This window comes from Dactylosporangium sp. NPDC005572 (genome assembly GCF_040605515.1).
Taxonomy (GTDB): domain Bacteria; phylum Actinomycetota; class Actinomycetes; order Mycobacteriales; family Micromonosporaceae; genus Dactylosporangium.
Genome location: NZ_JBEXCY010000001.1, coordinates 252,659 through 263,752, shown reverse-complemented (window position 1 = coordinate 263,752; position 11,094 = coordinate 252,659). Strand labels below are relative to the sequence as shown.

The 11,094-nt window shown below is 70.3% G+C and carries 9 protein-coding genes, 1 pseudogene and 1 riboswitch; of the genes and pseudogenes, 2 read left to right on the top strand and 8 right to left on the bottom strand.

Features of this window, described 5'->3' with window-relative positions; all coding sequences use genetic code 11:
- The 5 genes from ABZS66_RS01110 to ccsB form a co-directional block, all read right to left on the bottom strand.
- Positions 1-490: transglutaminaseTgpA domain-containing protein (locus tag ABZS66_RS01110; protein ID WP_354753921.1), on the bottom strand; the 490-nt coding region annotated here is incomplete at its 3' end.
- A 567-nt stretch (positions 491-1,057) separates the two neighbouring features.
- Positions 1,058-1,954, bottom strand: coding sequence for a DUF3105 domain-containing protein (locus ABZS66_RS01105; protein ID WP_354753919.1), 897 nt, complete (start codon positions 1,952-1,954; stop codon positions 1,058-1,060).
- Positions 1,955-2,339: 385 nt separating this feature from the next.
- Positions 2,340-4,367: a cytochrome c oxidase assembly protein gene (locus tag ABZS66_RS01100; protein ID WP_354753918.1), complete on the bottom strand. Its 2,028-nt coding sequence runs from the start codon at positions 4,365-4,367 to the stop codon at positions 2,340-2,342.
- Between the two features lie 41 nt (positions 4,368-4,408).
- On the bottom strand, positions 4,409-5,110 hold the full coding sequence (locus ABZS66_RS01095; RefSeq protein ID WP_354753916.1) for a copper resistance CopC family protein: 702 nt from the start codon (positions 5,108-5,110) through the stop codon (positions 4,409-4,411).
- A gap of 65 nt (positions 5,111-5,175) precedes the next feature.
- Positions 5,176-6,174, bottom strand: a complete 999-nt coding sequence (ccsB, locus tag ABZS66_RS01090; RefSeq protein WP_354753914.1) for a c-type cytochrome biogenesis protein CcsB — start codon at positions 6,172-6,174, stop codon at positions 5,176-5,178.
- A 311-nt stretch (positions 6,175-6,485) separates the two neighbouring features.
- Between ccsB and ABZS66_RS01085 the strand changes: the two genes are divergently transcribed.
- Together ABZS66_RS01085 and ABZS66_RS01080 are read left to right on the top strand one after the other, a co-directional pair.
- Complete coding sequence (locus ABZS66_RS01085) at positions 6,486-6,617, top strand: hypothetical protein (protein WP_354753912.1); 132 nt, start codon at positions 6,486-6,488, stop codon at positions 6,615-6,617.
- 189 nt (positions 6,618-6,806) lie between these two features.
- Positions 6,807-8,276 carry a phosphoesterase gene (locus ABZS66_RS01080; RefSeq protein ID WP_354753910.1) on the top strand — a complete coding sequence of 490 codons (1,470 nt, stop codon included), beginning with the start codon at positions 6,807-6,809 and terminating at the stop codon, positions 8,274-8,276.
- Positions 8,277-8,424: 148 nt separating this feature from the next.
- Here the strand turns inward: ABZS66_RS01080 and ABZS66_RS01075 are convergent, their stop codons facing one another.
- The 3 genes and pseudogenes from ABZS66_RS01075 to ABZS66_RS01065 all read right to left on the bottom strand — a co-directional run bounded on the left by ABZS66_RS01075 (position 8,425) and on the right by ABZS66_RS01065 (position 10,694).
- Positions 8,425-9,105, bottom strand: a complete 681-nt coding sequence (locus ABZS66_RS01075) for a C39 family peptidase (RefSeq protein WP_354753909.1) — start codon at positions 9,103-9,105, stop codon at positions 8,425-8,427.
- A 502-nt stretch (positions 9,106-9,607) separates the two neighbouring features.
- A riboswitch (cyclic di-AMP (ydaO/yuaA leader) is annotated at positions 9,608-9,749 on the bottom strand.
- Between the two features lie 100 nt (positions 9,750-9,849).
- Positions 9,850-10,494, bottom strand: a pseudogene (locus tag ABZS66_RS01070) (hypothetical protein); the annotation flags it as partial.
- Positions 10,392-10,694 (bottom strand): DUF6308 family protein, encoded by a 303-nt coding sequence (locus tag ABZS66_RS01065; protein ID WP_354753931.1) that lies wholly within the window; start codon positions 10,692-10,694, stop codon positions 10,392-10,394. The gene ABZS66_RS01065 and the pseudogene ABZS66_RS01070, both read right to left, overlap by 103 nt.
- Positions 10,695-11,094: the final 400 nt, after the last annotated feature.

Genomic DNA, 11,094 nt, shown 5'->3' with positions numbered 1-11,094 from the left:
AGCTGGTGCTCTCGGTGGTGACCGTGACCGGCACCGAGTAGATCGCGAGCATCGGCAGGCCGCCAAATGCCGGGCAGCGCAGGACCACCGCGGACAAGTCGACCATGATCCCGACCACGGCGACGCCGAGTGTGGCGAGGAAGAGGAAGCCCTCCCGGTCGCCGACGGGTGCGGCGAACTCGGTCATCTCGATGGACGCGGTGCGCAGGAGTGAGCCGAAGTACGAGATGGTTCCGGGTGACGGCAGGATACCGAGGAACTCCTGCTTGCTGGGGAAGAGCCAGGTCAGCGTGAAGAGCCCGGAGACCGCCATCGCGACGGTCGGTGCCCAGCTCGGTGCGCGCAGGCTGCGCATGAGCACAGCCACCCCGCACATGACGGCCAGCACCAGGAACGACCGGACCGCCCAGGTGTACCGCTCGAAGACGTTGATCAGCGGCAGCGCGGCGAGGAACGCCGAGCCGGCGGCGATCAGGGTCAGGTGCTTCACCGGACGCCTCCCGCAGCGCTCTCCGCTGCGGGTATGCCCCAATTCACGTGCAGGACCCACAAGTGAACCGCCCAATTGCTGGAAGAACGTTGTCGTCCGAGGGCAACCGAGCCGCCGGTATCCCTCAGGTCATCCGGCGACCTGGTACGGCGCGGGACGGGTCATGTCCATTGTGGACAGTGCGGCCCGGACTGCCCGCAGCCTGTCGCCGGTGCTTGAGCGGGTCTCACCTACCCCGGCAAACGTTCAAGAAACGGATTAACCGAGACGTTGCTCGCGATCGATCACTGCAGACTGGGGCCATGGGTGCTGGGGCAGCCCTCAACAGCCGCCGCGCGTTGCCGAGCGCATCCTCGCCGGCGGCCGGCTCGGCCAGGCCCACACGTTGCGGGACCGCGTCAGCCGGATCCGCACCGTCAAGACCGCCGACGGACCGGTCCGACTACCCGCCAAGATCCGCGCCAACAGTTCCTCGGGGCCGAGGTGGCCGCGCCCACACAAACGTCCATGCGGAGCCTGCTGGTGCGCCGCCAATCGGCGGCCGAGTAAGGGACCGACTCGGGCCGGTCAGCCTCCGTGATTGCCGCCGTCTGGGTCGACGCCGCCCGGCTGGCCGGCGCCCGGTTGCGGTTGTTGCGGTGGGGGCAGGTCGCGCGGGGTGGTGCCGGTCTCCGTGATGATCGCGCCGCTGGAGCAGGTGGCCCCCTGCTCTTTGGCTGCCTGGGGGGCGAGCGTGCTGAGGAACGTGGCGATCCGGGCGTCGCGGGCGTTGTCGACTTTCAGTTGGTAGCCCCAGGCCTGCAGGGAGATCGGAGTGTCCTGGCCCTCGTACGGGCTCATCAGGCGATAGTCATTGCCACGGACGAGGCCGGCCAGGACGTCCACCTGATCCTTCGGTAGTCCTGGCTGGTAGGTGATCCAGGCGGCGCCGTGCTCCATGCTGTGGATCGCATGTTCGGTGGCGATCGCCGCGCTGTAGACATCGCCTTGGCAGCGTTGCCAGTTGGCGTTGTGGTTGCCGCCGGCCGGGGGCTTCATCGGCATTGCGGAGTAGTCGATGACGCCGGATTTATGGTCGGCGGCGAGCACGTTCGGATTCTCCTCGCGCCAGTTCACGATGCCGTCGATCCGCTTGGCGCGGTCCGACCAGCTGAGACCGTTCTCGTAGACCGACCAGCCGGCGTACCCGATGATGGACGTCGCGACGAGCACGACAACCGTGAACAACGCGATCGGCATCCAGTTCCGGCCTTCGTTGATCTTGACTGGGGCGACCCGTCGATGGGGACGACCACCACCCTTGCCGTGCGGTCGCATCCCGGCCTTGAGTGCAGATTTGGTCCCGGCCCGTTTGGCATTGGGTTGCGGCGCCTTGCCGCGGACGGTCTTGCCGGCGGAGGAGCCGTCGGCGGCCTTGGCCCTCGGTGTGCGGTCTCGGTCCCCATGCTGGGTAGACATGCCCATCCCGTCTGATTGTGGTGGGTGATCCGTCGCCTCACGAACAACGTCCGGATGGTTTGCGATACGCGGCGTTGTAGGTCCTTAACCGCACGGACTGTTCAACGGCTCGCGCTGATGATCCGGTCGGTAGGTTCTCCGTCCTGGCAAGTGACGCGCACCGGTACTCTACTATGTCATTTAGTAGTAGTGCGAGCCTTCGGTCAGCCGTCAACCAGAGCATGGTCCTTCGTGCGTCTCGACGGTCAGGGGAGGCCGTGTGCTGCAGGAAGGGTTCATGACCCTCATCGGCGGCGCCGCCCGCTTCCGCCAGCATCCGACATCACCTCCGGGCGTTCTTGCCGCTGCGCGACGACCCGGTTCGTTTGTTCCTCCAGGTCTGCGGGTCCGGTCAGCGCCGGCCTGGGTCGCGCTCGGCGAGCTGAGCGAGCATCCGGTTGTACGCGGCGTGGGCGTTGTCTTCGCCGCTGCGTTCGGCGCGGTCGACGGCGCGGTCGTAGCGGGCGGCGGCCCGGGCGTCCGAGCGGGACCACTGCACGACGAGCGCGATCGCGACGGCCAGGGCGGGCAGCTCGCCCGACGCCCAGGCGATGCCGCCGCCGGTCTTCTGGTCGGCGAGCGCGCCGCCGCCCCAGGGCCGGGCAAGCTCCGCGTACCAGTCGCCGGCGATGACGACCTGGGTCTGCATCATGACGAGGCCGAAGATGGCGTGCATCGCCATGAACATCAGCAGGATGACCAGCCGCAACGGGAAGGCGGGGCGCGGGCGCGGGGCGGGGTCGGTGCCGACCAGAACCCAGAAGAAGAGGTACCCGGCGAGCAGGAAATGTGCCGTCATGAGCAGATGGCCGAGGTGGCTGCGCAGCGCCAGCTCGTAGACGTCCGTCAGGTACATACCGTAGAGGCTCACGGTGTAGATCGCGAACACCGCCGCCGGGTGCGTCAGCACTCGCGCCGGGCGGCTGTGCAGAGCGGCGGTGACCCACTCGCGCGGCCCCGGCCAGGATCGGTCGGCGGCCGGCCGCAGCCCGCGCAGGGCCAGGGTGACCGGGGCGGCCAGCACGAACATGATCGGTGCGACCATCGTCAGGGTCATGTGCTGGATCATGTGCGCGCTGAACAGGACCGGCGAGTAGCGGGCCAGGCCGCTGTTCGTGGCCACGACGACCACGGCCCATCCGCCGACCCACAGCGCGGTGGACGACGCCGGCCAGGCGTCGCCGCGCCGCCGCAGCCGGATCACGGCACCGAGGTACAGCACGACGGCGGCCGCGGCGGCGGTCAGCGTGAGCGGCTCGGGCAGCCACCCGGCGACGAGCGAGCGCGCGGTCGGCGGGCCGGGCATGGGGAAGCCGAGCAGCGCGACGGCCGGGTCGTCGCCGGTACCGGAGCTCGGGGCGGCCGTCCGGGACAGGCCGGCGGCGATACCGAACGTCGCCGCGAAGATCACCAGCTCGAGCACCGCGAGCCGGATGAGCCCGGCGCGGCGGCCCGCGGCCACCGCCGGGAGCGCGCGGCGGCGCTGCCGGAAGGCGACGGCCGCGAGGCCGAGCAGCGCACACGCCTTCGCGATCAGCAGGGCACCGTACGCCGAGGAGGTCAGCGCCGACAGCGAACCGAGCCGCGCGCCGCCCGCGAGCACGCCCGACCCGGCGACCGCGATCATGCACGTCGCCGCCACCGCCGAGCACCGCCGCGCCGCCCGGGCCATCGACTCGGGCCGGGCCCGGCCGGTCGCGAGCAACCCGATCAGGGCGCCGGCCCACACCGTCCCGGCGACGACGTGGATCACCAGCGACGACACGGCGACCTGATGGTTGCCTTCGCCGGCGGAGTGCCCGGCGAAGGCCGGTGCCGCCAGTGCGACCAGCGTCGCGGCCAGGAGCCCGGCCGTCGCCCCGGCGGTGCGCACCGCGCTGGCGGTGACGGCGACGAGGACGGCCACCGCACCGGCGACGAGCGCGACCCGGCCCTGCGCGGCGCCGAACAGCACCGGCGCCGCCACGTCCGGCAGCCGCCACACCGGTACCCCGAACAGGTCCGACGCGACAAATGCCGTGTTGGTGACGATGGTCGCGAGCCACAGCACGGAAGCCTGACCGGCGCTGCGCAGCAGCCGGCGGCCGGCCTGGTCGAGCGCCGGGCGGGCCGCCGGCGCCGCGGCGCGGGGGGTGAACAGCGTGGCGGCCAGCAGCAGCCCGGCTACGGCGGCCGACGCGAGCACCATGAGGGCACGGCTGGTCGGCAGACCCCAGTCGGTCAGGGCGCCGGGTTCCGCGATGCCAGTGGTGACGGAGTCCGGCGGTACCGTCATCCGCCGCGCGGCGACGACGCTCGCCGCCGCGATCAGGACGAGACCGCCGCCCGTCACCGGCCACCGGACCGCGGTGCGCCACACCGGACGCGCTGCCGCTGTCATGCCGCTTCCGACGTCGGCCGTCGCTCTGCCATCACGCGTGGTCAGGCCGGTCCGGCACCGCTGCGCGGCGCTGCCTGATCAACGTCGCGGCCGCCGGAAGACTCGTCCAGTGCCGGGCCGGGCTGCAGGCCGGGCTGCACGCCGGGCCTGTCGTCCGGCGCGAGCGGCCGGCGGGGCCAGAACGCCACGGCGGCCGCGATGCCGATCCCCCCGAGTACGAGACCGATCGGGAAGGCCGCTCCAGCCCAGTTCACGTTGTGTGGCTGGCCGGCCTCCGGGGTCTCCGAGGCCACCGCGGCCGGCGGGACGGCCGCCGCAGAGGTGGTGGCGCCCGGTGACGGCGCTGTGGCGAGGGTGAACGCGAACGTCCCCTCGATCGGGTGACCGTCCGCGGAGACCACCCGGTAGCTGACCGCGATCGTTCCGCCGGTCGTGGCCGTACGCACCCGCTGGACCAGCGTGCGGCCGTCGGCCGTCGGCGGTCCTTCGGTCAGGTCTGCGCCGGCTGCGTCGCGGACGACCACGCGGGCCAGTGCCGGGTTCGGCGGATCGGAGAATGTCATGGTCACCAGGTCGGGCGCCTGCGCCAGGTAGGCCCCAGTCGTCGGCACGGTGCCGCGCAGCGCTGCGTGCGCGAAGGCCGGCGCGGGGGCGACGAGGACCGCGGCCACGCCGATGAGCGCACCGGCGAGGATCGCGGCGGCGGGACGCCGGCCGTTGCGGGTGCGAAACGTTGCGACCATGGGAGCCATCCGTCCTGAGTTACTAGGGACAGTCGTTGCTGGCGATCTGGAAGCCGGTTCCCGGCTCAGGCGTAGGAGTGCAGGCCGGAGATGACGAGATTGACGGCGAACAGGTTGAACATCATGGTCACCCAGCCCGCGACGGCCAGCCATGCGGTCGTGGTGGGCCGGATGCTCGGCGTGGCCCGGGCGTGCAGGTAGGCGGCGTACACGACCCACGAGATGAACGCCCACACCTCCTTCGGGTCCCATCCCCAGTACCGGCCCCACGCCGCCTCGGCCCAGACCGCGCCAGCGATCACCGCGAACGTCCACACCGGCATGGCGAACGCGTGGAGCCTGAAGGCGACGCGTTCCAGCGCGTCGGCCGCCGGCACGATCCGGCCCAGCGTCGTGGTCAGTCCCTGCGGCGCCGCGCCTCTGGCGAGGCCGATCTCGTACCGGCGGCGAACCAGGAACAGCATCACCGCCACGAAGCCGCACAGGAAGAACCCCGTCGCGACGGCGGCGGCACTGACGTGGATCTTGAGCCAGTACGAGTTCAGTGCCGGCACCAGCGGGCCCGCGGGCGTGTACACGCGCATCGCGGCCAGGGCCAGCAGGGGCAGTGTGACGATGGTGGTCACCAGTGCCAACGGCCGCAGCCGGGGCCGGCGGATGATCAGGCCCAGGCACACCAGCACGCCGACGAGGCTGACCATGACGATGAACTCGTACATGTTGCCCCAGGGCACGCGGCGGGCGGCGAGCGCCCGGGTGACCAGGCACGCGGCCTGCGTGGCGGCGCCGGCTGCGGTCGCTGCGACCGCCAGCTGCCCGATCCGCGCCGCAGCCCGGTTCGCGCCCGGTCGACGGCCCCCGTCCGCCGCGACCCCCGCGGGTTGGGCCGCCTCGTCCGGCTCTTCGGTCCCGATAGTCGGCCCGCCGGCGAGCACGGACTGGCGGGCCGCGACCCGCGCCACCGCGCCGGTCCGGCCGAAGGCGAACTCGGCCGTGAACCCCGCCATCGCTGCCACGTACAGCAGGACGGTCGCCACCAGCAACTGATCGGACAATGCCGCCATCGAGACTCCCGGAGAAGAGATCTACTAGACAGGCTAGTTGACTCTTTGCCCGGTGCTGCACCGGGGTGCTGCACCGGCGTCCTGGTTCTTGGGCGGCCCGGACCGTGACGTCAGGTCCCTCGGCATCTTCCTGTTCAAGCTCCTGCCGTTCGTCCTCGCCATCGAGGCGATCGCCCGGCTGGACCTTGACCCGGCCCCGCGGCTCCGCCTGGCGAGGATCCTGCTCCCAGCCGCGTTCTGTGTGTTCCTGCAACGTCCACATCGGTCCGCGGTGGGCCACGATCCCCGATGTCTGGGACTGGGCGTCGCACATGACCGTCCTCGTCGGCCACCCGCCGAGCAGGTACGAAGCGTCCGCGCTCATCGCGGTGCGGGTCGCGCCGACCCGCTTCTTCGAGCGGCTGCGGCCGCGCCGGCGCGGGAGCGCCACAACGGCGCGGTGACGCTGCACCGGCCTGTCGGGACGGCGGTGACCTTCGGCCGGCCGGACCTCGTTGTTTTGCATCACTGTCACTGCTGTTCATTGGGTATTCAGGCCGTTCTACGAGGCTTCGTAGTTGGACGTGGCAACCGCTGAGTCGAGGAGAGGTCTGTTGCAGAACAGCGATAGTGAGGAAGCCGAGCGTTCCCGGATGTCCCGGCGTCAACTGGTGAAGTACGCCGGTGTCGGCGCGACCCTGGCGGCGGCGAGCCCGCTGGTCGGGGGCGGCGTGGCGTGGGCTACGGGCGAGGACCGTTCGGGTGGCAACGGCGAGCAGCGCGGGGATTCCCGCGGGCGCGTGTGGCGGGCCGGTGACCACCACATCCACTCGGAGTACAGCGGCGAGTTCGACACGACCACGAACCCGCCGAAGTTCGCCAAGGGCGCCGACGCGGTGTACCCGATCGTCACCAACGCGATCATGGCGAAGAACTTCGGGCTGACCTGGGCGATGTGCACGGACCACGGCGGCCCGACGCACTCCAAGGTGAACCTGGAGCAGGCCTACCCGGACCTGCTGCTGTCCCGCCGGCTGGTGCCCGAGGTGCTGCAGTTCTGGGGCATGGAGTTCGACGCGCCGGCGATGGATCACCACACACTGATGATCCCGCGGCACGACGACGAGGCGAAGTTGCTCTACGACCTGGAGAGCAAGTTCGCCAAGAACGACCCGTTCCCCTCGGACCCGAGCCGGAACACCGAGGCGAAGATGGTCGAGTTCCTCAAGTACGCCAAGGGCCTGCCGAACAAGCCGCTGGTGATCGCGCACCACGCCGCCCGGTCGGCCACCGGCCTGGGGGTGTGGGGCCAGGACACGCCGCACGAGTTCCGCAACGGCAACAACGTCGCACCCGACATCTACGTCGGGTTCGAGGGCGCTCCCGGCCACCAGGCCGGCCCCCTCAACGGCGGCGCGCGGGGCGGCTACGGCAACTATCCGACGCACGGCGGCTACGACCAGATGACCGCCAGGGTCGGTGGTCTGTGGGACTCGCTGCTCGGTGAGGGGCGGCGTTGGTGGATCACCGCCACGTCGGACTCGCACGTGCACTGGACGCGGGGTGGCTCCGACTTCTGGCCGGGGGAGTACAGCAAGACCTACGTGCTGGCCCGGCAGGACTACGCCGACATCATGGACGGTCTGCGCAACGGCCGGATCTGGGTCACCACCGGCGACCTGATCACCAGCCTCGACCTCACCGCCCGCAGCCAGGGCCGCGACGCGGCGATGGGCGAGACCATCACGGTCAGCCGCAAGAGCCGCAGGGACGTCGAGATCGAGATCAAGTTCCGGGCGCCGGAGGGCACCAACCACCACGGTGACCGCCCGCAGGTCCGGCGCGTCGACCTCATCGTCGGACAGATCACCGGGCCGGCCGCCAACCTCGACGCTGACACCAACCCCACCACGAAGGTGGTGGCGCGGTTCGGTCCGAACGACTGGCGCAAGCAGGGCAAGGACTACGTCATCAAGTACACGCTGCGTGACGTCGAGACCGACATGTACGCCCGCGTCCGTGGCACCAGCACCGACGAGGCCGAGCCGCTCGCGGACGGCAAGGAATCCCCGTGGGAAGACCTGTGGTTCTACTCGAACCCGGTCTTCGTCCACGTCCGCTAGCACTGGCGCACCAGCCCTGATATCTGGTCCCTCTCGCCGAGCGGTCTCAGCGGGAGGGACCAGACCTCCGTGGTGCGACATGGGTCGATACGACGTCCGCTCCGGCGGAAGCAGCTGCGCCGGTGCGCCCAAAGGATCGGTTCAGCGGCTAGAACGAGTAGCCGCGCCGAGCGATCCAGTTGGCGATGTTGGTGGTCGTCATCCAGTACGTGCCGTCGCCGCTCGGGTTGGCAGAGTCGGCGACCTTCACGATCTGGCCGTTCTCGGTGTACCCGACGATGGCCACGTAGTGCCCGCCGTCAAAGGTGTGGCTGACGCCGTTGGTGTCCTTCGCCGAGCTGACGATGTTGGCGACGACGGCGCGGCCGGCGCTGACGGCGCGCACCACATCGGCCTGCAGTTGGCCGATCTCGGCCGGCGTTGCCGACTGTCCCCGAATCTCCCGGGTCTGGTAGACGTTCCCGCCGACGACCTCGTTCAGCCCTCGGGTCACGTCGAACGCGGAGTCGGTCCCGCTGGTCGTCGTGCGTAGCTTCGGGGCCATGTCGGCCTGGGTCACCGTAAAGCCGCTGGCGGCCAGCGCGTTTCGGGCGGCCGCAGGTCCGCACCAGTAGAAGTTCGGTTGCTGCTGGAACCGGGCTGAGAGCACCTTTTCCAAGGGGGCGGCGGGCGTGGCCGGCGTCGCCGGAGCGGCGCTGCCCGTGCGCGCAGCCTGTTCACCCTGGGACCGGTCGGCACTTGTCGTGACATTGGGCGCGACGGCCGAGGAGGCGCGGCTCGGCTGCGAACCGTCGATCTGGCTCAGGACGATCCCGGCTCCGGCTGCCACGGCCAGTAGCCCGCCCAGGAGGACTGTCGCGCGGGGCCCGCGGGGTCTGCGGGCGCTAGCCGCGTGCTTGGCGATGTACGGGACAGAGGCACGGTTCATTGCAGGCTCCAAACCACCGAAGTCATGCACCGAGGGCACGTCGGTGTCCTGCTTCGGCCAACAGGTGGTCGTCGATGACGGGCATCGATGATGGCGGTCCACAATGGAGCGCCGAGAACGCGACCGGCAGCCCGCCGCCAGCGGACTCCGGAACGCGAGAGCGATCACGCCGCAAGGCGGCCGTCGCGTCGCCGGGCTCGGGCCGGAGCTGCGCCGATGAGATGCGTCCGGCGACCATGTCCGGGCATTACGTCTGGGCGTGACCGTCACCGCGGAACAAGGTCCGGCGTGGACCTTCGACGGTCCTCAGGGGCTGACTGGAACCGAAAGGCTCACAGCACACGTGCGGGGCGGCCAAGGAACTGGCGGGGGTTGGGGCTTGAACTGGACGTGCACGAGCATGCTCTCCTTACGCGTCCGCCTACCGGGTTAGCTGACGGGTTCGGGCGCGAAAGGTCGCCCTACCACAGGCCGTCGGCCTGTGGATTCACCCCAGTTGCGGTGGGTCCCCGGCTCGTGTGAGCACGACTCGGCGGGCCCGGCCCGGCGTCACCCGTTGTGATCAGTGTCCGGATCAGGCGTGCGTTGACATTACTGATCGGCACGGGGCCACGCCAAGGCCTCCACCTGTGATTTCATGGCAACTTAAGGCGTTGCGGCGCCGGACGGGCCGTGCCGGTGCTTGATGAGCAGAGAGTGATGGCCGGAAGCTACCTGGATCGATCGGGGCGCCCCCGCCCAAAACGCTGACGCGTCATGCCGGGGCAACGAGCGTGGCTCATCGGTCTCCTTGCCACGGTCTACGTCAGAGTCGGCTGCGCCGAGATGGACGTCGCGGGCGGCGGCCCATCCGCTGGCGAGCGCGGCGACGACGGAGCGGGCCTGCTCGTAGCCGGTGGCGAGCAGGAACGTCGCCGCGCGTCCGTAGGACTTGACGCCGATCGCGTAGTAGCCGGGCTCGGGGTGAGTGAGCTCGTCGACGCCCTGCGGCGGGACGGTGCCGCAGGAGTGCTCGTTCGGGTCGATGAGCGGCGCCAGGGCACGGGTCGAGCCGAGGATCGGGTCGAGGTCGAGGCGCAGCTCGCTGGTGATGGTGTGGTCGGGCCGGAACCCCGTCGCCGACACGATCCGGTCGGCGGTCGCCGTCCGGGTCCCGTCGGACAGCTCGATCCGGCCGTCGGTCGCGGTCACCGACTGGACGGAGCAGCCGGTGAGCAGTTCGATGCGGCGCGTTTCGACGTGTTCGCGCACGCGGGTGCCGATTGCGCCGCGGGCGGGCAGGGCGTCGGCCGTCTCGCCGCTGCAGCTGCGGGCGGCGCTGGCGGGACAGCAAACGGAACCTGGACATTGAGCGCCTCCACCGCGTAGAGATCGCTGTCGCAGCTCTCGGCGCGGTCGCCACCACCCGCGAAGGTCTCGAAACCACTGCCGGTGTACGCCCCCGGCGCGAAATAGGCCCTGAGATGACCCGCGCCTTCATCACGAACAATGTCGTTCAGCCGTCTTAGGTTCCGCGGATGCTTGAGCTCAGTGAGCTGATGCCGGGAACGCTCAGCCGTTGCTGCGAGTGCACCGGAGGTAAGCGAAAGCGTCGGTGGATTCGCTCACTGCGGCGAACGGTTTGTTGTGTGGTTCATCGGGTTCCTAGGTTCATGGTTGGCCGCCGTCGCATGGTCGTCGGTAGGTCCATGAAGAGTTCGGCGTGGTCGCCGCGGTCTATGTCACTGCCGAGCGCTCCGGGGCCTACCTCAACCCGGCGGGACGCTCGCGCTGGCTGTCGCGGGTCCAGTTCCCCTGGCGGATGGTCCCGGCCCACATCGCCGCGCATCTGTTGGGCGGTGTGGTGGCCGGGCTCGTGGACTGGCTGATGTACGGCGCCCTGCGCAAGAG

What these genes read in the sequence shown, in the direction of transcription:
- ccsB (WP_354753914.1), bottom strand. Translation starts at nt 6,174, where the DNA reads ATGGCGGCATTGTCCGATCAGTTGCTGGTGGCGACCGTCCTGCTGTAC.
- ABZS66_RS01080 (WP_354753910.1), top strand. Translation starts at nt 6,807, where the DNA reads ATGTCCCGGCGTCAACTGGTGAAGTACGCCGGTGTCGGCGCGACCCTG.
- ABZS66_RS01085 (WP_354753912.1), top strand. Translation starts at nt 6,486, where the DNA reads ATGACCGTCCTCGTCGGCCACCCGCCGAGCAGGTACGAAGCGTCCGCG.
- ABZS66_RS01100 (WP_354753918.1), bottom strand. Translation starts at nt 4,367, where the DNA reads ATGACAGCGGCAGCGCGTCCGGTGTGGCGCACCGCGGTCCGGTGGCCG.
- ABZS66_RS01095 (WP_354753916.1), bottom strand. Translation starts at nt 5,110, where the DNA reads ATGGTCGCAACGTTTCGCACCCGCAACGGCCGGCGTCCCGCCGCCGCG.
- ABZS66_RS01105 (WP_354753919.1), bottom strand. Translation starts at nt 1,954, where the DNA reads ATGGGCATGTCTACCCAGCATGGGGACCGAGACCGCACACCGAGGGCC.